Consider the following 21,671-nt stretch of genomic DNA (forward strand, 5'->3'; position numbering starts at 1 on the left):
TGACCATCGAGTAGAAGTGACAATCACTGGAATTGGGTTGCGGGAAAGGCTACCGGTAACCAAACCCGTCTATACGTCTTTGTGGTTGAGTTCGGTGATGACCACAGTCGTCGAACTCGGGATTTCGGCTGATCGACTCGGACTCGCCCGCACGTTCGATCGCGTGTCGGCGTTCGAATTCCAGATCGGCGGCATGATCGGTGGTTCCCCACCGCTCGTCTGGGTGAACGGCGGGGATCGAGACACCGTTCGGCGAGCGCTCGAGGCGGACCCGTCGGTCGACGTGATCGCGAGCGTTGCCGACGACGGCGGGAAGGCCACGACCGATACCGGGACGACTACCGACCCGAACGATCGCTGGCTGTTCCGACTCGAGTTCGGGGACGGCGTGAAACTGTTCGAGCAAATCGTCACGGAAAACGACGGCGCGATCCTGACGGCCCGGGGTCGGGAGGGCCGATGGATGGTGAAACTGCTCTTTCACGACCGGGAGTCGGTATCGGCGTGTCATGACCTCCTCGAACAGTACGAGTTCGGAGCCGACGTCACCCGAATCAGTGGTATCGACGACCTCGCGAGTGCGCAGACGCCCCTGACGGAAACGCAGTACGAGACGATTTGCAAAGCCCACGAGCTCGGATACTTCGACGTGCCGCGGGGAGTGACCCTCAAAGAGTTGGCGGCGGAACTAGACATCTCACACCAGGCGCTGTCGGAGCGGCTACGTCGGAGTCACGCTGCCCTCGTCAGTGCGGAACTGTCCGATCGAAGCGCACCGATGGAAATCGACCCCTGAGACGCGGTAGCTGACCGTCGGCGTCTCGGTGAATCACCGTTCATTCTCTGTGTTGATGATCATACGACTCGTTTTCCCAGTATTTTAGACATTATCTATTATGAATCTGCCAAAGTGGCTGCATTTGTGCCAACAAATAGCCTTATTACTGAATACAACGACAATTAGATGTCGGCATGATGCCGACCGATCGGCGCACCGAGCGTACCGTAAACGCCGGTGGATCACCCGTGCTCACGTCCGGTGTCGCGGTCGCTCGTGGCTGTGTGACCGCGACACTACCGGACGGCTGCTGGGTCGTCTCGCGACCCGGTCCGCTTTTCGCTCCAGCGGTAATTTTCAATTCGAATACTGGTCCGTAGTTTTATCTGTTGAGCTGAAATACACGTCCTCGAGAGAGAAGTGATCGGACGAAGCCCAACGGGAGCCATCGATGAGGCCGCTCGAGCGGTCGAGCAGGGAACCCCGTCGGACTTGTCGTTGGACGACGTCTACCACCTCCTCCAGACGAAGCGCCGTCGGGACGTCCTTCGATACCTCCGCGGGGCGGACGGACCGGTTCGGTTGCGCGAACTCGCCGAACAGGTCGCCGCCTGGGAGCAGGACACGGCGGTCGAGAACTTGAGTTCCGACGAACGCCAGCGGGTCTACATCTCATTGTACCAGTCGCATTTGCCGAAACTCGACAACCACGGGATCGTCGACTACGACAAGGATCGTGGCCGAGTCGAAGCGACTCCGCGGCTCTCACAGTTGGATTCGTATCTCGAGCCTCCACGGGAGACGGGTGCGCCCGACCGGTGGCCACAGCGATACGCGGCGACAGTCGGCCTCTGTGCGCTGCTGGTCTGTGGCATCTGGGCGGGGATCGTTCCGATCGCCGGCCTCGCCGGCTCGGGGATCGTACTCGCCGCGGTGACCGCCGTCACGGTCGTCCACGCGTGGTCGACCGGTGTCTTTCGCCGGTAGTCTTTCGACGCTGGGTGCGCTCCGTCCGCGAGAAGTCGATCGCAACACTCGAACACGGGAGCCAGACGACGACCGTCAGTCGGCGCGGGACGTGGCTGCCGTGGTCGGATCGGCGGACCGCTCGAGGAGCCGATGGGCGTGAACGGCGACCGAAAAGTCCTGCGGGCTCGGGAGCGCACAGGCGAGCCAACCGATCGCCGCAGCGGCGGTGATCGGTGTTTCGGTCGTCATGTACCCCGCGGCGGCCAGTCCGAAGACGGGGATCGCGAGGAGGAACGGGGCCAGCGCCGCGAGCCGCAGCGTCCACGGGGGTTCGCCGCCGGTCGGACGGGGAGTGACGGCAGCCCAGGGGCGGGTCGTCAGGAGCGCGAGGAGTCCGTCGGTCCGTCCGGGGAGGTAGGAGACGGAATACTCGACGCGTGCGAGTCGCAGAACCACTGCGTGGGTCCACTCGTGGGCCACCAGTCCGACTGCGACCGCGAGGGTGAGCGCACAACCGGCAACCACCACGTTCGATCCGATCATTGGAGACGCGAGACGGGTAGAGCCCCCGACGACCGGGGCACCGCCCATCTCACGCATCGAGTGGATGCCCCGCCGGGAGAAGTCCCCGCGCCTGTACCAGTTGTCGTCTTAAGTCAGGACCGTCGGCAGCGCCGCTTTCGGTCGGGACCGCGTTCCGTCGGTTCTGAACATCATCCGCTCCGCGGAGCGCGGCCCGCGGGTGTCGCTCGGCCAAGCATTAAGTATTGTCGAGTGGTAGCGCGTGTCATGGCATCGAACAATGCTCTCGAGTTCGGTCATGCGGACCGCAAAGAAATCTACGAGTACGTCGAGCGACACGGAGCGGTCGACCCCGAGGAGACGCGAGAGCAACTCGGACTCGATCCGAGCGGGTTCCGCCATCACGTCGCGATCCTCAAGCGGGACGGCCGAATCGAGGCGGCAGACGGGACGCTCAGGGTAACGATCGACGCGGGTGCCGAGGAGGAGTACGTCTCCGCGGACCTCGAGTTCCACATTCGACCGGCCCGACAGGAGGACCTGACGGGTATCGTCGGTGCGATCAGACGGGTCGCCGAGGAGAAGACCTACATCGAAGCCGAGACCGTCGCCGACGAGATCGACCACGAGGAGGCGCTGCTCCGACACAACGAACTCCAGTCGCGGATGTTCTTCGTCGCCACGGTCGAGGACGACGTCGTCGGCTGGGTTCACCTCCACGCCCCGGAGATAGAGAAGTTGAGCCACACCGCCGAACTCACCGTCGGGGTTCTGGAGGACTACCGCGGCCACGGCGTCGGCTCACACCTCCTCTCACGGGGCCTCGAGTGGGCCGGGTCGAACGGCTACGAGAAGGTCTACCAGAGCGTGCCGTCGACAAACGAGGAGGCGATCGCATTTCTCGAGGAACACGACTGGGAAACCGAAGCGATCCGCGAGGACCACTACAAACTCGACGGCCACTACGTCGACGAGGTGATGATGGCCGTCGAACTGTAGCTCTCTCGGTTCGATTCGTCGGGTTTCAGGCGCGCCTCCGTCAGTCTCAGGTCCTTCGTCCTCGCTGCAACCGCGTCGCTCGCGGCGACCGGCACCGGTCGAATCGAAAGACAATTCCTGTCGACGGCGCTACGCCAGAGCATGCTTTCGATCGCACTTGCCGGGAAACCGAACGCCGGCAAGTCCACGTTCTACACGGCGGCGACGATGGCGGAGGTAGACGTCGCCAACTACCCCTTCACGACGATCGACGCCAACCGCGGGGTGAGCTACGTTCGGACCGAGTGTCCCTGTCTCGAGCGCGAGGAGCGCTGCAACGCCGAGAACTGCGAGGACAGCAAGCGCTACGTCCCGATCGAGTTGCTGGATGTCGCTGGCCTCGTTCCCGGCGCTCACGAGGGGAAGGGGCTGGGCAATCAGTTCCTCGACGAACTGACGAACGCGGACGTGATCGTCAACGTCGTCGACGCCTCCGGCGGCACCAACGAGAAGGGCGAACCGGTCGACATCGGCGACCACGATCCGCTCGCGGACATCGACTTCATCGAGGAGGAGATGGACCTCTGGCTTGCCGGCATCGTCGAGCGCAACTGGGAATCCGTCGAGCGCAAGTCCCGCTCGCCCGATTTCGACATCGATGACGCGCTCGCAGACATGCTCTCGGGCTTTGGCGCGTCGCCCAAACAGATCGCGATCGTCCTCCGGGACCTCGACTATCCCGACGATCCGATCCAGTGGGAGGACGACCACCGCGAAGCGCTGGCCCGTGATGTCCGCCAGCGAACCAAACCGATCGTCGTCGCGGCGAACAAGATCGACGTCGCACCCGCGGAGAACGTCGAGCGCCTGCTCGACCTCGATAAACCGGTGATCCCGACGACCGCGGAAGGCGAACTCGCCCTGCGCCGGGCCGCCGACAACGATCTCGTCGAGTACGATCCCGGCGACGAGACGATCGCGATCGGGGACGGCGTCAACGACGCCCAGCGTGGGGCCCTCGAGGACCTCGCGGACACCATGGCCGAATGGAACGGCACCGGCGTACAGGCGGCGCTGGACCACGCCGTCTACGACCTCCTCGAGCACCTCACCGCCTACCCGGTCGAGGACGCTTCGAAGTGGTCCGACGGCAGCGGCAACGTCCTCCCCGACGCCTTCCTGTTGCCCGAGGGTTCGACCCCGGTCGATCTCGCCTACAGCGTCCACTCCGACATCGGCGACGGCTACCTCCACGCGGTCAACGCCAAGTCGAACCGGGAGATCGGCGAGGAGTACGAACTCGAGGAAGGCGACGTGATCAAGATCGTCAGCACGGCGTCGTGACGACGGGCGCGGAGGTCGGCGTCCGCGAGCGGTCGTCGATCCTGCGCGGCCAGCGCGAGACGGTCACGGTCAAACTCGATTGGAAGCCGCCAAAAGCGACGGCGGGTACCGAAGCGGCCGAAGCGGAGTCGCGATCCCGCCAGCCCCGGTTCTCCGGCCGAGCGATATCGATGCTAACGCGAACTATCGCGACCGCTGTCGGGTAGGGGCGTGCTTTTCTTCGATGACGACCTACACCCCGCATGACTCCACGTCACACGGGCGTTTCCGAGTCCCGACGCGACCGAGAAACGGCGGCACGGTTAGCTACCCTCGAGGACCGACTCGAGGCGGCCGAGCGTCAGCAGCGTCTGCTTCGGACCACGGTTGCCGGGCTTGTACGGGAGGTCGGCTGCTCGCTGGGCTGCCAGTGCAGTCGTTGTGAGGGGAGCTACACGTTTGTCAAGGATGGGAGCATGTACTGTCCCCGCTGTGGGGACCGGGAACCCCTATAAGGCGTTCGATCCGTGGGCGGCTCCCGCCCTCGAGCCCTCAGACGAAACGGCCGACCGGATCGAACCGGACGGCGGCCACGAGGACGGCGAGAAAGACGTAGGAACCCCGAATGAGCAACATGGTCGCGAGTTCGGGATCGGCCCGCCGCGCGACGGCGGCGACTGCAGCGAAGGCCAGCGCAGCGAGCAGCGTCGTCAGCGGGAAGACGCGAGCGACGGCGAAGCCGACGACGGCCGCCAACGCGACGGCCATCAACCCGTACGCGATATCGTAAGCACGACTGGGGCCGACCGCCACTGCAACGGTTCGCTTCTCGATCGACCGGTCGTAGGCGTAGTCCTGTGCGTCGTCGATCACCTTGACCCCGGAGAGCAGCGCGAGGAAGACGACGGCGAATCCGAGCGGGACGGCGGTGATCGTTCCCGCCTGCACGTAAAACCCACCGAGGATCGAGAGGGCGATGCCCAGCGGGTAGCCGGTCGTCGCCGTGACGGGGTTAGTATCGAGTTGAGGTGCATGGTGGTAGGCGATCAACCACGTCGGGACGACGACCGCCAGCACGAGGGCGTCGACCAGCGCCGCGAGCAGGAGACAACAACCCGCGAACGTCGCCGTCGACGCCGCGAGGCCGACCCGACAGCCGCGTTCGGTCAGCGGGTGGTCGTCGTCCTCCCCGCGGACGTGGAAGTCGACGTAGCCGTCCTTGACGTGGGCCGTGTAGACCGCCGCGAACATCGCGAGGACGTGGACCGCCGCGAGAACCGGATCGACGCTCCCCGCGAGGATCGCGCCGAACAGCGACGCGGCGATCGGCGGCGTCATGAAGACGGGATGGATCTGCGACCAGTACGCTCGAGCGACCGCGCCCGACCCAGTCCCGTCTCTCGCGAGGGCCATACCGGGACGACAACGAACTGACGGATAATACCCGGGGCGGGCGCTGGGTTCCGAAACACACAATTTGATGTGGTGTGCCGTACCACGAGCGTGCATGACGGACGAGTATACCGGGGCGGATCTCTTCACTGACGCGCTGGAAGCCTACGGGGTCGACTACGTCTTCGGCAATCCGGGGACGACCGAACTGCCGATCATGGACGCGATCGGCGACAGCGATCTCGAGTACCGCCTCGGGCTCCACGAGGACATCGCGGTCGGGATGGCCGGCGGCTACGCCCAGCGGCGACGGTATCACGCCCACCACGACGACTCGATCACGCCGGTCGGCGTGGCGAACCTCCACATCGCGCCGGGGCTGGCCCACGGGCTCGGCAACCTCTACGCGGCAAAGATCACCGGCGCGCCGCTGGTCGTGACCGCGGGCAATCACAGCACCGACTTCCGTCACGAGGAGCCGATACTCTCGGGCCGACTCGCGGACATGGCCCGCGAGTACTGCAAGTGGTCCGACGAGGTACTCGACGTGTCGGCGCTGCCGACGATGCTCCGGCGCGCGTTCCGCGTCGCGATGACCCCGCCCACGGGGCCGGTCTTCCTCGGCCTCCCGCTGGACGTGATGCTCGCGGAAACCGACGCCGAGCCGGACCGGTTGGGCCCGATTCCGAACGCGGGCAGCGGCGATCCCGCCCAACTCGAGCGCGCGGCCGGCCTGCTAGCCGAGGCCGACGAACCGGTACTGGTCGTCGGCGATCACGTCGCCCGCTCCGGGGCGGACGCCGTCGCCGCAGCCGTCGAGTTGGCGGAAGCGACCGGGGCGCGCGTCCACGGTGAGATCCTCTCGTGTGAGGTCGATTTCCCGACGGACCACGAGCAGTGGGTCTCCTATCTGCCGACCAGCGAGGAGGCCGCATCCACGCTGCTGGACACCGATACGATCTGCTTTGCCGGCGTCTCGACGAACACGACGCTGACCCGCCACGAGGAGGCGCTGGTCGATTCCGACACGACCTGCATCCATCTAAGCGACGACAGTTGGCAGGTCGGGAAGAACCAGCCCGCCGACGCGGCCGTGATCGGCGATCCGGGGCTAGTCATGCAGGGGATCACCGAGCGCGTCCAACCGAAACTCTCCGAGAACGTCGTCGCCGACCGCCTCGAGGCCGTCGCCGAGATCGCGGAGATGGTCGAGTCCCGGATGGCCGGCTCCGGCGAAGCCGAGGGGGACGACCCGCGGGCCTCGAAATCCCAGTTGGTCGACGCGATGGAGCGGGTCGCGGGTGACGCCGCGATCGTCGACGAGGGCGTCACGTCGAAGTACGCCATGCTGACGCGGTGGGATCTCGCGCCGGAGCAGTACATCTCGAACAAGGGCGGCGGTCTCGGGTACGGGTTACCGGCGGCGGTTGGGGCCGCCGTCGCCGAGGAACAACGCGACGAGCCCCGCGACGTGGTTGGCTTCATCGGTGACGGGTCCTACCAGTACTATCCCCATTCGATCTACAGCGCGGCTCGTTACGGGCTGGACCTGACGGTCGTCATCTCGGACAACCGCAACTACCGTATCCTGAAGGACAACACGCTGCACATCATGGGCGGCGAGGAGTCGGACTACGAGTTCGTCGGGATGGACTTCGATCCCGCAGTCGACCTGGTGAAAAACGCCGAGAGCCACGGTGCGCGCGCCGAACTTGTCGAAACGCCCGACGAGATCGAGGACACGCTCGAGGCCGCACTCGCCCGCGAGGGGCCTGACGTACTCGACGTGCTCGTCCACGACTGAGTCCCGTCGCGCAGTTTACGCGAGGAACTGGCGATCGTGCTCGCTCATTACGGCTCGAGACGTGTCCGAGAACGCGGCGACGTAATCCATGTTGAGGACGGACCAGGAGTCGTCGACTGGGTCGGCGGTGTCGCCGACCGCTCCCTGCTGGGTCGCAAACTGGTGGTTCCGCGGCGTGTTGCTGCTTTCCCGTGCCGAATAGCCCGTGGCCATCACGGTGATCCCGTGGTGGGTGAGCCAGCCGCTCGCATCGGGATGGTCCTGTGCGCCACAGCTGTGTGCCCGCACGACCGGCGAGGGATCGTCTGCGGTCGCGTCAGCCGGGTAGTGTGGGAAGTCGGCCCAGCCGATGACCGCGTGGCCACACTCGTGTGCGGCGAAGTTCCGCCGCAAGTCCTCGGGCGTCCCGATCCCGAACCCGAGACCGGCCACGATTTCGGTGTTGACGTAGCCGTACGCACCGGGTTCACCGTCACGCCCCCCGTCGTGTCCCGCATAGGATCGCATCGCACCTGCGGACGTCCGTCCGTCCCCGATGACGAACAGCGTGATCGTTTCGGGCGTCCGGTCGGGCCGAAGCCCGGCGTCTTCGATCGCATCGAGGGTCGCGGTATGTGACACCGAAATCCCGAAGTCGGCGACCGAATCCTCGTCGGTCGTTACCGTCGCCGTCCCCTCGGTTGCGTCCGTCCACGTGTCGGCGAACAGGGACGCTCCCTCGACGATAGCACTCATCGCATCGTCGGTCGAAGAGACCGACTCGTGACGGATGAGCTCGACCGTGAGGCCGCCCTCGCCGGCGTCGGCCGATCCGGTTGCGGGGACGACGGCGGTGCCGGCGGCTAGACAGGCACTCGATAGGAACTCCCGACGTTTCATTATCGAACTCGATTCGACGCGAGACGTATAAACATCGGTGGCCGAACGGGTGGACAGCGAGCCGTTCGCCGCTCGAGCACGGCTCGAGCGTTCCAGCCACGCTCACCGCTCCGCCTCGGTGAGCCGCTCGCCGTCGGCCGTTTCGGGGAAGATCTTCCCCGGATTGAGCGTATCGGTCGGGTCCAGCGCGCGTTTAACCGCCCGCATGGCCTCGACAGCCCCGGCCCCGTGCTCCGGCTCGAGGTAGCGTTGTTTTCCCTCGCCGATGCCGTGTTCGCCTGTCGCGGTCCCGCCGAGTTCGATCGCGAGGGCGACGATCTCCCGGTAGAGGTCCTCGCCGCGGGTGCGGTGCGCGGGGTCGTCCGGATCGACGAGGACGCTGTAGTGGAGGTTGCCGTCGCCCGCGTGCCCGAAACAGGGGACGAGGAGATCGTACTCGTCGGCGAGGCGCTTCGTCTCGCGGACGATCTCGGGGTAGGAGCTGATCGGGACCGTCACGTCGCCGGGGTGGAGCGGCTCGAGATCGGGGTCGTACGCCGAGACGGCGTAGGCCATCTCCCGGCGGGCCTGCCAGAGGGCGGCCATCTCGGCGTCGTCGTCGCTCATCTCGAAGCGACCGACAGCGTGGTCCTCGAAGATCGTCCGGCAGAGATCGATCTCCGCCTCGACGCCGTGGTTCGCGTGGAACTCGAGGAAGACCATCGGCGCGTCGGGGAGTTCGCTCCCGAGATACTCGTTGGCCATCGTCGCGCTCAGTCGGTCCACGAGTTCGATTTTCGCGACGCCGACGTCGGTCCGGACCGCGTCGAAGACGGCCTCCACGGCGTCGTCGAGGGTTTCGAAGATGGCTCGTCCGCCGCGAACCTGTTCGGGTCGGCCGGCGAGTTCCAGCGTCGCTTCGGTGACGACCGCTAGCGTGCCCTCGCTGCCGACGATGAGATCGGTCAGGTTGTAGCCGCTCGAGGTCTTGATCGCCCGCGAGCCCGTCTCGATGACGGTGCCGTCGGCCAGTACCGCCTCGAGACCGAGCACCCAGTCGGCGACTTCGCCGTACCGGACCGTCTGCATCCCGCTGGCGTCCGTCGCGATCATCCCGCCGATCGTCGAGATGTCGCCGGAGGAGGGCAACGGCGGGAAAAAGAGGCCGTCCCCGGCGACGTACTCGTCGATGTCCGACCCGATGATCCCCGGTCCGACGTCGATCTGGAGGTCCGCGGGCCGGTAATCGACGACCTCGTCCATCCGTGTGAGATCGAGGCTGATGCCGCCGTGGGCGGGAACGGCGTTGCCCTCGAGTCCGGTCCCCGCGGCGTAGGGCGTCACCGGGACGCCGCGGTCGGTCGCGGCGGCCAACACTGCGGATACGTCGGCCGTACACGCCGGCCAGACGACGGCGTCCGGGAGCACGCCCCCGTCGTCGATTCGCTCCGCCCCGTAGTCGGTCGCGTGCGATTCCCGCCGCTCGTCCGCGACGGAAATCCGGTCGGCCGCGAGGGGGAGATCCTCGAGAAACGAGCAATCGTGTGGCATATACTCACATTGTCTACTGATAGTATCAACGTTTCCCACATGCAATCCCGCTCGCGGCGCTCTCGTGAGTCCGGGCATATATATCGCTTCTATCCACAGGGATAATCATGATGGCTAACATAGATAAATTATAATAATACTTTACTGGAAGTAAGGGACTCAATCGTATGCCAGAGCACAATGGCACACGGCACCGGACGGATCGACGCGGCTTTCTCGAGAGCATCGGCACCACCTCGGTCGCTGGCGGCCTCGCGGGGATTCTCGCCCAGCGCGATATCGTCCAGCCGGTCGCCGCGGAGTCGGCGACCGATCGGAGCGTCTTCGCCGTCGACGGGGCAGCCGATCCCGACGCGACGTTTCCGCAGTCGGTGGCCAGCGGCGGGCCGACCTCGAGCGGCGTTATTCTCTGGACACGGATCGCCCCCAGCGCGGTCGTCGCCGAGGAGCCGGTGGGTGTACAGGTCGCGACCGACGACGACTTCGAGGACGCGGTCTACGAGGGAACGGTACCCGCCGATCGACTCTCGAGCGCACACGATTACACGGTCAAAGTCGACCTCGACGGGGTCCTCGAGTCGGATCGGCGCTACTACTACCGGTTCGTCTACGACGGCGTCACGACCCGGACCGGTCGCTGTCGGACGCTGCCGGCGGCCGGCGCGAGCCCCGATTCGCTGTCGTTCGCGGTCCTTACGTGTCAGGACTACCAGAACGGGTACTACGGAGCCTACCGCCACATCGCGGCCGAAGACGTCGACTTCGTCGTCCACCTCGGCGATTTCATCTACGAGTCCGCCGACGGTGCCTACACCTCGCCGACGACGGATATCAAGGACGGGCGCGACATCGACCTCCCCAGCGGTGGCGATCTGGCGGAGTCCCTGGCCGACTTCCGGACGCTCTATCGGACCTACAAGGGGAACGAATTCCTCCAGGAGGGACTCGAGCAACACACGGTTATCCACGGCTGGGACGACCACGAGATCGGGAACAATCGATACTGGGACGACGAAGCGGACGCACCGGTGTTGCCGGACATGGACGGCGGCGAACGGCCCGAGCGGGCGATGGAGATCACGGCCGACGGCATTCAGGCGTGGGTCGAGTACGTTCCCGCCCGCGTCGAGTTCGATCCGAACGAGTCGGCACTGCAGGATCAGCTCCGACTGTGGCGGGACCTCCAGTTCGGCGACCTCGTCGATCTGACCGTTACCGACGAACGGCTGTATCGCGACGGGCCGCCCTGCGGCGACGCACGGATCACCTGCACGGAGGAGGAAGCCCAGGGGCGGACGATGCTCGGCCGCGAACAGAAACAGTACTTCAAAGAGTGGCTCAGTGAGTCCGACGCCGTCTGGTCGGTCTGGGCCAACGAGGTGCTGACGATGCCACTGACCATCGGCGACAACTGGTCACAGATCGAACTGCTCCACGACTCGTGGGATGGCTTCCAGTACGAACGCTGGGAACTCATGCAACACGTTGCGGATGTCGATCCGCGTAACTTCGTCGTACTGACCGGCGATCTCCACGCGTCGCTCGCCGGCTACGTGAAAGCCGGCTACGGCGAGATCGAGCCGCTCCAGACGTACGACCGTATCGGTGTCGAACTGATGACTCCCGCCGTTACAAGCGTCAACGCCGCCGACGTGGTGGATTTCCCGAGCGACTGGGACGACGACGCCCTCGCAGGGCTGACCAAGGGGCAAAACGACCACCTCGAGTACGTCGACTGGCATCAGCACGGCTACGCCGTCGTCGAGTTCACTCGCGAGCACTGTACGTACACCGTTTACGGCGTCAACAAGGACGCCGACCCGCAGGATGCCGAGCGGTCGACCCTCGCCCGATATCGCACCCCGGACGGCGATCCCGCGCTCACGGAACTGTAGGCACACGGTCGGTGGGTCGCCTCGAGCGGTCCGCCGGCGCTGCGACGATCGGCTCGTCGCCGTGCGATCGGTCGCGCGTGCGACTGGACGGAAACGCTACAGTTTTATGTGAGTGCGTGACGCGGTGGATGGTGATGAGAGCGCGATCCACGACTCGCGTGCCGAGACGGAGGAGGTGCCGATGAACGCCGAACTGGATCTACTGGTCCGACTCGGTGACTACGACGAGCCACAGGGTGTCGCCGATCGCGCCGTCCAGGCAGAAGCGCTCGGATTCGACCGGATCACCGTCGGCGAGACGACCGGGTGGAACATCGTGCCCCCGCTGACGCTGGCCGCCGACCGGACCGAGGAACTGGGCATCTCCAACGACGTCATCTCGCCGTACGGGCGAACGCCGTCGATGCTCGCCCAGACGGCGCTCACGATGCAGGCGGCCGCCGACGGCCGTTTCCGGTTCGGGATCGGTCCGAGCTCGCCGGCGATCACCGAGCGCTGGCACGGCCAGGAGTTCGACCGCCCGCTCCGTCGGACCCGGGAAGTGATCGAGATCATGCGGGGGGTCTTCGAGGACGGCACTCCCTCCTACGACGGCGAGATCTTCGAGATCCCCGGTCTGGACTACGAGCGCGGGCCGAGCGAGAACCCGCCGCCGATCGACGTCGGGACCCTCGGCCCCAAGGCCACCGAGATGGCCGGCCGCTTCGGAGACGGGTGGGCCCCGCAACTGTTCACGAAAGACGGCCTCCGGAATCGGCTCGAGGACTTGGAACGCGGGGCCGAACTCGGCGGTAAAGACCTCTCGGACTTGCGAGTGGCCCCGATCGTCCGCGGCATCGCCTCGGCGGACCGCGAGGCGGCACGGTCGAAGGCCCGCAGCACTGTCGCCTTCCTGCTCGGGGCCTACGGTCCTTACTACGGGAACTCGGTCGCCGAGCAAGGGTATCCCGACGTCGTCGACGAGATCCGGGCCGCTTGGGAAGAACGAGATACCGACGCGATGGCTCGAGCCCTGCCGGAGGACGTCCTCGACGAACTGGCTCCCGCAGGCACGCCCGACGAAGTCCGCGAGTGGGTCGCGGACTACGGCGAGATCGAAGGCGTCGACGCCGTTCGCGTCGGGTTCGTCAACGGAATGACGGAGGAGGACAAGGAAACGACGATGGAAGCGGTCGCCGACCTGTCCTGACCTCGTCCGAGAGTCGTCTCTCCGCTCACGCTCACGGCATGCACCCGCGGCTCTACGGTTCGATGACGAGTTTGCCGAGGACGCTATCGTTCACGACCGCCCGCTGTGCGTCGGCCGCCGCCTCGAGATCGTAGGTTCGCGCCACCTCGATCGAGAGCGCGCCGGTCTCCATGAGGGAAGCGACGCCCCGGAGCGGCACGCGGAGATCCGGCGTGTTGAACATGCTCATGAACTGGTAGGAGACGTCCTTCGATCGGGCCACACCGTCGTTCGAAAAGCCCGGGTCGGGACTGTTCTCCCCGATGCCGACGACGCGAGCGCCCGTTGTGGCGACGTCCGCGTCGAACTGCAGGTAGTCGTCCAGCCGATGGTCGAGGATCGCATCGACGCCGCCGTCGGCGGCCGCTCGGACGGCGTCGGCCAGGTCGTCGCGGCCGTAATCGAGAACCGTCTCGGCCCCGTACTCGGCGAGCGCGTCGTGGTACTCGTCTGCTGCGGTCGTGATCACCCGTGCGCTCACGGCAGCCGCGATCTGGACGGCCGCGTGGCCGACGCCGCCGGAACCGCCGTGGATCAGACAGTACTCCGCCGGTTCGAGGTCGGCGTGGTCGATCAACGCGCGCCAGGCAGTGACGGCAGCGACGCCCGCGGCACCCGCTTCGGTTACGTCGACACCGTCGGGGAGGTGAATGACGCGATCGGTCGGAACCGTCGCGTACTCGGCGTAGGCTCCCTGAAACCCACCGTTTCCGATTCCGGTGCCGTAGACGCGGTCACCGTCCTCGAAGTTCTCGACCGTTGGCCCCGTCTCCACGACGGTGCCCGCGACGTCGACGCCGGGCGTGAACGGTACGTCGACCGGCGTGTACGACCCGTCCCGGAAGTAGGTATCGACGGGGTTGACACCCGCGGCCGCGACCTCGAGCAGGAGTTCGTCCGCGGCGGGCTCGGGTCGGTCGACCTCCTCGACCTGCAGTACGTCCGCATCGCCGTGCTCGTGAAGGCGTACAGCTCGCATCTCGTTCGTATCCACGAAGCGGGACGGTAAAACGGTACACCCGACGGCAGGGACTCAAGGCCGGTCGCCTCTCGACCGGCGACGAATCCGCGGGACGACTGTCGACGACTCTGCCGAACCGCTATCGAACCGCCGTCGTGGCGGCGTCCATAATCTCGAGTGCCTCCTTCAACTCCTCGGTCCCGGTCGCATAGGAGAGGCGCGCATACCCCTCGCCGTTCGACCCGAAGGCCTTGCCGGGGACGACGACGACGCCCCGCTCGAGCACTTCGTCACACCAGCCCGCGGGGACCTTCGGCATCGCGTAGAAGGCCCCCTCGGGCGTGGGCACCTCGAGCCCGGCGTCCGTGAGCCCGTCTAGGACGAGATCCCGCCGCTGCTCGAAGGTATCGACCATCTCCTGGACCGGCTCCTGCGGGCCGGTCAGGGCGGCCTCGGCGGCGAACTGCGCGGGCGCGGAGGCACAGGCCTGGCCGTACTGATGGACCCGGAGCATGCGCTCGATGCGGCGGTTGGAGCCGAGGACCCAGCCGAGCCGCCAGCCGGTCATCGAGTAGGTCTTCGAGCAGGCGCTGACGACGACGACGTTGTCCGTTTCGGCGAACTCGAGCGGCGAGTGGTGCTCGGCATCGAAGACGATGTGTTCGTAGACTTCGTCGGAGAGACAGAGCACGTCGTGCTCGTCGGCGATGCGGGCGAACTCCTGCATGTCAGCTTTGCTCTGGACGGCTCCGGTCGGGTTCGCGGGGCTGTTGACGATAAACGCCGCCGTCTCCTCCGTGATGGCGTCCTCGACCGCCGCGGGGTCGAGCGTCAGGTCGTCTCGCAACCCGACCGGCTTCGGCGTTCCGCTGGCGATGTGAGTCAACGCGTCGTAGGAGACGAAGCCGGGATCGGGGAAGAGTACTTCCTCGCCCGGATCGACGTGGGCCTCGAGCGCGAGGTGTAGCGCTTCGCTGCCGCCGGCGGTCGCGATCACGTCCGCGGGGTCGATCTCGAGGCCGTAGTCGCGGTCGTACTTGGTCGCGATCGCCTCCCGAAGCTGGGACGTGCCCTTGTTCGAGGTGTAGGCGTCGGCCTGCCCGGACTCGATCGCCTCGATGGCCCCGCGGCGGGCGTGGGCGGGCGTCGGGAAGTCCGGCTGACCCAGCCCGAGGTTGATCGCGTCCTCGTCCGCGGCCTCGAACACTTCGCGGATTCCGCTGATCGACACCTGCTCGACTCGAGTTGCGAATTCGGTCATGGCTAAACGGGAGGTGCCGATCCCGATAACTCTTGATGTGTTTGCTGGTCTCGATTCACATGATTGTATTGTCACGAATGTCCACTAATAGTGTCTATAAATTTGAAGGTTGCGTAAGGAATATGCTACTCTTCTCGAATTGATGGGATAATGACTCACTCTCGACGATCGTTGCTCGCCGCGGGTGCGACCGGGACGATCGCACTGACCGCCGGCTGTCTCGGGTTCGTCCTCGGGAACGAACCGCTCGAGTTCGCCGCCGACCGCGTCGCTCCGACCGACGAGATGGTCGCGGAGACCGGGTATGAGGAACGGGCGGTCGAACAGCGGACGATGGAGCGCTCCGAGGGCATCGGCGGCATCGAGCGCGACTTCGAAGCGTCGCTCTGGACCTCGAGCTATTCGAAGTCGGTCGATTACATGGGCCAAACGCGGGAGGGAAGCGTCTTTACTGCCGTCTCGGTTCCGGGAATGGAAGTCGCCGGACAGTCGGTCAACCCGCTCGACGAGATGTCGAACGAGGAACTACTCGAGGAGTTCCTCGGCCGGGTCGATAGCACCCGTAGCAATGTCGACAACATCCGACACCAGGAGTCGTTCGCGCTCGATATCCTCGGTGAGAGCCGGGACGTCGACAGCTTCGTCGGGGAGTCCGAACTCGATGGCGAACCGCTCGACGTGGAACTCACACTCGCGTCGTTCGATCACGAGGACGATCTGCTCGTGTTGCTCGGCGTTCTCCCGGAGCGTCTCACCGAGGAATCGGCGAACGTCGAATTACTGATGGAATCGGTCGAACACCCGGCCGAGACCTGAATCGGGGCTCGCCCGATGGCAGCCGGCGAGAACCGACGAAACGGCGTTAGTAGAACTCGCGAACGAGGTCCATCGCGTCCTCGGGTGCGCCGTCCGGAATCTCGGACATGTCCTCGGTGACGCCGTGTTGTTCGTGGTACGGGACGGAGTTTTCGTCCTGGTACATCACGCCTTGGTACTCCTTGTCGGCGTCGAGGATGACTTCCTTGGCTGCCTCGTAGTCGGTCGGGTCGTGGTCCTCGTCCTCCTGGAGGTCGACCAAGCTGTCGCGGAAGTAGTCGTAGGTGTCGACGTCGTTGAACGTGACGCACGGACTGAAGACGTTGACGAAGCCGAAGCCGTCGTGTTCGATGGCCTTCTGGACGATTTCGGCGTGTCGCATCGCGTCGGAACTGAACGACTGGGCGATGAACGAAGCACCCGACGCGAGCGCGAGCGCGAGCGGGTTGACCGGCGGCTGTTTGGGGCCTTCGGGGGTCGTCGAGGTCTCGAAGTCAGACCGCGAGGTCGGCGAGGCCTGCCCTTTGGTCAGCCCGTAGATGCGGTTGTCCATGACGCAGTAGGTCATGTCGACGTTCCGGCGGACGGCGTGGACGAAGTGACCGGCACCGATCGAGTAGCCGTCGCCGTCTCCGCCGGCGACCATGACCTCGATATCGGGGCGGGCCATCTTGACGCCGGTGCCGACCGGGAGCGCACGGCCGTGAACCCCGTGGAGGGCGTAGCTGTGCATGTAGGTCCCGATCTTGCCGGAACAGCCGATCCCGGCCACCACGAAGGTATTGTCGGGATCGTTGCCGGTGTTCGCGAGGGCTTTCATCATGCCGTTCATCGTCCCGAAGTCGCCGCATCCGGGACACCACGTCGGCTGCTTGTCGGATTTGAAGTCGGTGAATCGTACGTCGGAGCTCATTATGCTGGTACCTCCTCGGAGAGTTTCTCGGTGATGTCGTCCGCGAGTTCGTCCGCCTTGAAGCGGACACCCGTGTACTTGTTGATGCGCTTCACGCGGGTAAGCACGTCGTGTTCGATCACGTCGGCGAACTGTCCGGTCGCGTTACACTCCACGACGATCGTGTCGTCGGCGGCCTCGATCTCCTCGGTCAGGTCCGGCCGCGGGAAGATGTAGGGCACCGAAATGACGCGAACGTCGATGCCGTCCTCCTCGAGGTAGTCGAGTGCTTCGACGAGCGCCCCCTCGTTCGAGCCCCACGAGATGATGAGATTGTCGGCGTCGGCATCGCCGAACTCGCGGTAGTCCCAGTCCTCCTCGTCCCGTGCGGTCTCGACCTTGCGGTTTCGCTTGTCGACCTGATGGACGCGCTCGTCCTCTTCTTCCGTCCGGCGGCCGAGTTCGTCGTGCTCGAGGCCGGTGGACATGTGAGCGGCGTCGGTCGTGCCGGGGATGGCGCGGGGGCTGACGCCGTCGTCGGTGACAGCGTGGGCGCGGAACCGCCCCTGCGAGTCGAGCCACTCGTCGACTTCGTCCTCGTCGACGAGTTTGCCGCGATCGATCTCGACCTCGTCCATGTCGAAGGCCTCGGGCGGGAACGTCTGTTCGGTGACCGACATCGCCAGATCCGAAACCAGGAAGACCGGCGTCTGGTACTTCTCCGCGAGGTTGAACGCCTCGACGGTCTTCCAGAAGCACTCGGTGATCGACGTGGGGGCGACGACGAACCGCGGGACCTCGCCGTGACCGCCGTACAGCGCCATATTCAGGTCGCCCTGTTCCTGTTTCGTCGGCATCCCCGTGGAGGGGCCGGAACGCTGTACGTCGGCGATGACCAGCGGCGTCTCGCTGGTCGCGACCAGACCGAAGGTCTCGGTCATGAGGTCGACGCCGGCACCGGACGTCGCGGTCATCGACCGGGCGCCGGCGCGTGCGGCTCCGAGCGACATGTTGATGGCCGAGAGTTCGTCTTCCGCCTGAACGACGTGCCCGCCGTAGTCCTCGATACGCTCCGTCAGATACTCCATGATCGACGTCGCGGGCGTGATCGGGTAGCCGGCGTAGAACCGACAGCCGGCCGCGAGCGCGCCCATCCCGATCGCCTCGTTGCCGTTGAGCAGGACGTAATCGCTGTCGGTCGTCTCGATGTTGTAGCCGAGGTGGTCCAGATCGTAGTTCTCCCGCACGTACTCCTGACCGGCACGGGCGGCCGCCTTGTTGTTCTCGACGATCTTCGAGCCCTTGCCGCCGAAGCGCTTCTCGAGGGCTTCGTCGAGGTACTCGACGTCGAAGCCGGTGATCTCACACGCGGCACCGAGCGCGACGATGTTGCGCATGATCGCGCCGCCGGCCTCCTCGGCCAGCGACTTCAGGGGGACGTCCACGGCGGTCATCTCGTCGGGGATCTCGGCTTCCCAGGACCGCTCGCCGTCGTAGATGATGGCGCTGCCCTCGTGGAGTTCGTCCAGGTTCTCGTCGATCGTCCGCTGGGTGAGCGCGACCAGAATGTCGAGTCGGTCGACGACGCTCTGAACCTTGTCGACGGAGGTCCGAATCTTGTAGGCCGTGTACCCCCCGCGGATCCGTGATGCGAAGTCTTTCGAGGTGAATACGTGCCGTCCGGCTCGGGCGAGTGCCTGAGCGAAAATCTTGCCCGTGGAGTCGATTCCGTCCCCGGCCTCGCCTCCAACCGCCCAGTTGAGGTCCTCAGCCATGTTATGATGGGCCTTGCCCCCCATAAATGAAAAGGCTTCTGAAACCCCACCCGGATGAGTGTAACAACGCGTGATCTGTTCAATAGTACTAGCCAGTTTCCGTTAATCGTTGTGGACTCCGGCGGGAGGCGTATCGAGGGACAGCGATCGACGCCGGGGAGCGAACGTGACGAGTTCTCACCGCCGTTTTCACGGGTAACGGCCGTACGGGAGGTCGACCCACCGTCGCCGACGGAACGGAACGTCTTTTCAATCGGCCGCCGAACGGCTTCGACATGGAAGGGACGCCAGTCACCGTCGAATCGGTCAGTGAAGTCGGTCCCGATACGGTCACGCTCGAACTCGAGACGCCCGACGGGTTCGACGCCTTGCCGGGACAGTTCGTCTTGCTCCGAGCGGCACCCGACGACGAGGCGATCTCGCGTCACTATACGCTCTCGTCGCCGTCCGTCGGGGCGACGTTCGAACTCACCGTGGGCGTCGATCCCGACGGCGATCTCTCGCCGTGGCTCGCCGATCTCGAGGGGGGCGAGACCGTTCACGTCGAGGGACCGTTCGGGCGGATCACCTACGAGGGTGAGACCGATATCGTCGCGGCCGCCGGCGGCCCGGGAATCGGCCCCTCGATCGCCGTCGCCGAAGCGGCCCAGGACGCGGGCCACGACGCCGTGGTGATCTATCAGGCCGACGAACCGGCCCACACCGAGCGGCTCGAGGCGCTCGCGGATGCGGGCGCGACGGTCGTCATCGTCGGGGCGGACGCCGACGACGAACTGGCCGACGCGATCGCGACGCACCGCGAGGCAGGTCAACTCTACGCGTTCGGCTTCGACGACTTCGTCACGTTCGTCGCCGAGGCGATCGACGACGCTGGCGGGGATTCCGACGAGGCGTTGATCGAGAGCTTCGGCTAACGCGCCGTCCCGATCGGAGCCCACGGCGGACCGGGGCACTGGTCCGACGGCCCGCCACCGGAATCCCAGGGCCGGTCCAACTGGGGGACAGCGAGCTCCGTCCCACCGCAGTGGTCTTCGACAGCGTCCCCGAGTGCGGGGGCATCGTGCCGCCATTGCTCCGATCGCTCTCGCGGGTCCTCTCGATCTGGATTCAACAGCGTCGTGACAGTCACGTCCTGCAATCACTGACAATTCCCCGTCCGATAGGTTCGCGTCCCTGACAAAGGTGTTTATTCCGCATCGTGGTGGGATCGCGTATGCGACGACGAAATCTCCTCGCCGGCACCACTGGCGCGGTCTGTATACTGGCCGGCTGTACGGGTTCGACGTTCGACCGACTCCGAACGACCCGCCCCGGAACCGACGATGACGACGCCGGAACCGACGCGAGCGACGAGACCGACCGGGACGCCGCCGAATCGAAATCGGACGACGCGATCACGGTCGGTGATCCCGACGACGCCCCGTTTCTCGGCGCGCATCCACCGCACGAACTCACACTCCGCAACGAAGGCGAGTCGGACCGGACGGTCTCCGTTACGATCACGACCGACCAAGGGAGCGGGGACAACCGAGCCGATAGCACGGTCGACAGCGGCGACGATGCACTGCTCGAGCGCGGTTTCGATCTCTCGGCGAGGGAGGAACTCGTGATTACCCTCGTCGAGCCGCGGTCGTACGCGATTACCGTCACGACCGGCGACGATGGCACGAGCGAGTCGACCGTCACCGACGGCGTCAGCCGGCGGCCGTTCGACTGTCTCCGCTCCCGAACGACCATCACGCTCCGCGGGACCGACGTCGAAACGGCGTCGAGTTCGACGACGATCCCCTGTCCGGACCCCGACGTCGTCGACGCATCGCTCGCGGTCGGCGAGGGGCAGTGTGCGGGCCGAACGGACCGCGAGCGAGCCACCGTCGAATTCACCGACGAAAGCGTCGTCATCGCGGGCGCTCTCGGCACGCCGACGCCCTGTCACGACCTCTCGCTCGCCGAGCCGACCTACGACGCGGACCGCGATCTTCTCGCGGTCACCGTCGCCGTCGGCACCCAGGCGGCCGCCAACTGCATCGACTGTCTCGGGATCGTCGGCTACGATGCGCGGACCGATCTCGAGGGGCGGTATCCCGACACCGTCGCGGTCCGCCACAGACGCCGCGACGAGACGCGACGGATCACGACGGCCGAGTCGCCGGCCGGCGAGTAGACACCGCCGTCAGTGTTCCACGAGTTCGATCAGGATGCCGCCCGTATCCGCCGGATGGAGGAACGCCACCGAGTGCCCCCACGCACCCGGCCGCGGCTCCTCGTCGATCAGCGCTACGTCGTGGTCGCGGACCGTCTCGAGGGCTCCCTCGATGTCGTCGGTCGCGAGCGCGAGGTGATGGATGCCCGCCCCGTTGTCCTCGAGATAGCGCGCGATCGTCCCCTCCTCGAGGGGCTCGAGCAGTTCGAAGTAGCCGTCGCCGCAGTCGAGGAAGACGACGCGCATGCCGTCGAACTCCTCCTCGTGGGCGATCTCGAGGCCGAAGAGGTCGCCGTACAGTGCTGCGAGAGCCGTCGCGTCGTCGGTTGCGATCCCGGCGTGATCGAAGTGCATCAGGTTGTCGTCCTCGGGACGACCGTGTTATTGTTGTGATTTTTCGTGGCCATCGGTCGTCTTCGAGACGGGAGTGGGCCCCGACTCGCCAGCGCCACACTTCCCGGTTCT

The 21,671-nt window shown here is 65.8% G+C and carries 20 protein-coding genes and 1 pseudogene; 12 read left to right on the plus strand and 9 right to left on the minus strand.

Going from position 1 to position 21,671, the window contains the following annotated elements:
- The first annotated feature begins 97 nt into the window (after positions 1 to 97).
- Together ALTAJ2_RS13690 and ALTAJ2_RS13695 are read left to right on the plus strand one after the other, a co-directional pair.
- On the plus strand, positions 98 to 796 hold the full coding sequence (locus ALTAJ2_RS13690) for a helix-turn-helix domain-containing protein (protein ID WP_007109364.1): 699 nt from the start codon (positions 98 to 100) through the stop codon (positions 794 to 796).
- 402 nt (positions 797 to 1,198) lie between these two features.
- The gene (locus ALTAJ2_RS13695; protein ID WP_007109365.1) at positions 1,199 to 1,765 is read left to right on the plus strand and encodes a DUF7344 domain-containing protein; all 567 of its coding nucleotides are present in this window, start codon (positions 1,199 to 1,201) and stop codon (positions 1,763 to 1,765) included.
- Positions 1,766 to 1,840: 75 nt separating this feature from the next.
- Here ALTAJ2_RS13695 and ALTAJ2_RS13700 read toward each other — a convergent pair whose 3' ends face one another.
- Entirely contained in the window at positions 1,841 to 2,290 is a 450-nt protein-coding gene (locus ALTAJ2_RS13700) for a hypothetical protein (RefSeq protein ID WP_007109366.1), read from the minus strand.
- 246 nt (positions 2,291 to 2,536) lie between these two features.
- Between ALTAJ2_RS13700 and ALTAJ2_RS13705 the strand changes: the two genes are divergently transcribed.
- From ALTAJ2_RS13705 to ALTAJ2_RS20455, 4 genes and pseudogenes are all read left to right on the plus strand, one after another.
- Positions 2,537 to 3,268 (plus strand): GNAT family N-acetyltransferase, encoded by a 732-nt coding sequence (locus ALTAJ2_RS13705; protein WP_007109367.1) that lies wholly within the window; start codon positions 2,537 to 2,539, stop codon positions 3,266 to 3,268.
- Between the two features lie 141 nt (positions 3,269 to 3,409).
- On the plus strand, positions 3,410 to 4,591 hold the full coding sequence (locus tag ALTAJ2_RS13715; RefSeq protein ID WP_007109368.1) for a redox-regulated ATPase YchF: 1,182 nt from the start codon (positions 3,410 to 3,412) through the stop codon (positions 4,589 to 4,591).
- An 11-nt stretch (positions 4,592 to 4,602) separates the two neighbouring features.
- Positions 4,603 to 4,692 (plus strand): annotated as a pseudogene (locus tag ALTAJ2_RS18770) (amphi-Trp domain-containing protein); the annotation flags it as partial.
- 141 nt (positions 4,693 to 4,833) lie between these two features.
- Positions 4,834 to 5,085: a hypothetical protein gene (locus ALTAJ2_RS20455; RefSeq protein WP_007109370.1), complete on the plus strand. Its 252-nt coding sequence runs from the start codon at positions 4,834 to 4,836 to the stop codon at positions 5,083 to 5,085.
- 37 nt (positions 5,086 to 5,122) lie between these two features.
- Here the strand turns inward: ALTAJ2_RS20455 and ALTAJ2_RS13725 are convergent, their stop codons facing one another.
- Positions 5,123 to 5,983, minus strand: coding sequence for a UbiA family prenyltransferase (locus tag ALTAJ2_RS13725; protein WP_007109371.1), 861 nt, complete (start codon positions 5,981 to 5,983; stop codon positions 5,123 to 5,125).
- 94 nt (positions 5,984 to 6,077) lie between these two features.
- On the opposite strand from ALTAJ2_RS13725, the gene ALTAJ2_RS13730 reads away from it, so the two are divergent.
- Complete coding sequence (locus ALTAJ2_RS13730) at positions 6,078 to 7,766, plus strand: thiamine pyrophosphate-binding protein (protein ID WP_007109372.1); 1,689 nt, start codon at positions 6,078 to 6,080, stop codon at positions 7,764 to 7,766.
- Between the two features lie 15 nt (positions 7,767 to 7,781).
- Here the strand turns inward: ALTAJ2_RS13730 and ALTAJ2_RS13735 are convergent, their stop codons facing one another.
- Entirely contained in the window at positions 7,782 to 8,645 is an 864-nt protein-coding gene (locus tag ALTAJ2_RS13735) for a hypothetical protein (RefSeq protein WP_007109373.1), read from the minus strand.
- 102 nt (positions 8,646 to 8,747) lie between these two features.
- Positions 8,748 to 10,175, minus strand: a complete 1,428-nt coding sequence (locus tag ALTAJ2_RS13740; RefSeq protein WP_007109374.1) for an FAD-binding oxidoreductase — start codon at positions 10,173 to 10,175, stop codon at positions 8,748 to 8,750.
- Between the two features lie 167 nt (positions 10,176 to 10,342).
- Here ALTAJ2_RS13740 and ALTAJ2_RS13745 point away from each other — a divergent pair, with 167 nt between their 5' ends.
- Both ALTAJ2_RS13745 and ALTAJ2_RS13750 read left to right on the plus strand, forming a co-directional pair.
- Positions 10,343 to 12,070, plus strand: coding sequence for an alkaline phosphatase D family protein (locus ALTAJ2_RS13745; protein ID WP_007109375.1), 1,728 nt, complete (start codon positions 10,343 to 10,345; stop codon positions 12,068 to 12,070).
- Positions 12,071 to 12,251: 181 nt separating this feature from the next.
- On the plus strand, positions 12,252 to 13,259 hold the full coding sequence (locus tag ALTAJ2_RS13750) for a TIGR04024 family LLM class F420-dependent oxidoreductase (RefSeq protein WP_049900369.1): 1,008 nt from the start codon (positions 12,252 to 12,254) through the stop codon (positions 13,257 to 13,259).
- A gap of 52 nt (positions 13,260 to 13,311) precedes the next feature.
- Here ALTAJ2_RS13750 and ALTAJ2_RS13755 read toward each other — a convergent pair whose 3' ends face one another.
- Both ALTAJ2_RS13755 and ALTAJ2_RS13760 read right to left on the minus strand, forming a co-directional pair.
- Positions 13,312 to 14,277, minus strand: coding sequence for an NADPH:quinone reductase (locus ALTAJ2_RS13755; RefSeq protein WP_049900371.1), 966 nt, complete (start codon positions 14,275 to 14,277; stop codon positions 13,312 to 13,314).
- 121 nt (positions 14,278 to 14,398) lie between these two features.
- Positions 14,399 to 15,520 (minus strand): pyridoxal phosphate-dependent aminotransferase, encoded by a 1,122-nt coding sequence (locus tag ALTAJ2_RS13760; protein WP_007109378.1) that lies wholly within the window; start codon positions 15,518 to 15,520, stop codon positions 14,399 to 14,401.
- A gap of 150 nt (positions 15,521 to 15,670) precedes the next feature.
- Here ALTAJ2_RS13760 and ALTAJ2_RS13765 point away from each other — a divergent pair, with 150 nt between their 5' ends.
- On the plus strand, positions 15,671 to 16,336 hold the full coding sequence (locus tag ALTAJ2_RS13765; RefSeq protein WP_007109379.1) for a DUF6517 family protein: 666 nt from the start codon (positions 15,671 to 15,673) through the stop codon (positions 16,334 to 16,336).
- Between the two features lie 46 nt (positions 16,337 to 16,382).
- On the opposite strand, the gene ALTAJ2_RS13770 is transcribed toward ALTAJ2_RS13765, so the two are convergent.
- Complete coding sequence (locus ALTAJ2_RS13770) at positions 16,383 to 17,249, minus strand: 2-oxoacid:ferredoxin oxidoreductase subunit beta (protein ID WP_006184610.1); 867 nt, start codon at positions 17,247 to 17,249, stop codon at positions 16,383 to 16,385.
- The gene (locus tag ALTAJ2_RS13775) at positions 17,249 to 19,003 is read right to left on the minus strand and encodes a 2-oxoacid:acceptor oxidoreductase subunit alpha (RefSeq protein ID WP_007109380.1); all 1,755 of its coding nucleotides are present in this window, start codon (positions 19,001 to 19,003) and stop codon (positions 17,249 to 17,251) included. The genes ALTAJ2_RS13770 and ALTAJ2_RS13775 overlap by 1 nt, the downstream gene beginning before the upstream one ends.
- Positions 19,004 to 19,278: 275 nt before the next feature.
- Here ALTAJ2_RS13775 and ALTAJ2_RS13780 point away from each other — a divergent pair, with 275 nt between their 5' ends.
- Together ALTAJ2_RS13780 and ALTAJ2_RS13785 are read left to right on the plus strand one after the other, a co-directional pair.
- Positions 19,279 to 19,917, plus strand: a complete 639-nt coding sequence (locus ALTAJ2_RS13780) for an FAD-dependent oxidoreductase (protein ID WP_007109381.1) — start codon at positions 19,279 to 19,281, stop codon at positions 19,915 to 19,917.
- A gap of 299 nt (positions 19,918 to 20,216) precedes the next feature.
- On the plus strand, positions 20,217 to 21,167 hold the full coding sequence (locus ALTAJ2_RS13785) for a hypothetical protein (protein WP_007109382.1): 951 nt from the start codon (positions 20,217 to 20,219) through the stop codon (positions 21,165 to 21,167).
- Between the two features lie 9 nt (positions 21,168 to 21,176).
- Here the strand turns inward: ALTAJ2_RS13785 and mce are convergent, their stop codons facing one another.
- Positions 21,177 to 21,560 carry a methylmalonyl-CoA epimerase gene (gene mce, locus ALTAJ2_RS13790; protein ID WP_007109383.1) on the minus strand — a complete coding sequence of 128 codons (384 nt, stop codon included), beginning with the start codon at positions 21,558 to 21,560 and terminating at the stop codon, positions 21,177 to 21,179.
- Between the last annotated feature and the right edge of the window lie 111 nt (positions 21,561 to 21,671).

The organism is Natrinema altunense (assembly GCF_000731985.1).
Taxonomy (GTDB): Archaea; Halobacteriota; Halobacteria; order Halobacteriales; family Natrialbaceae; genus Natrinema; species Natrinema altunense.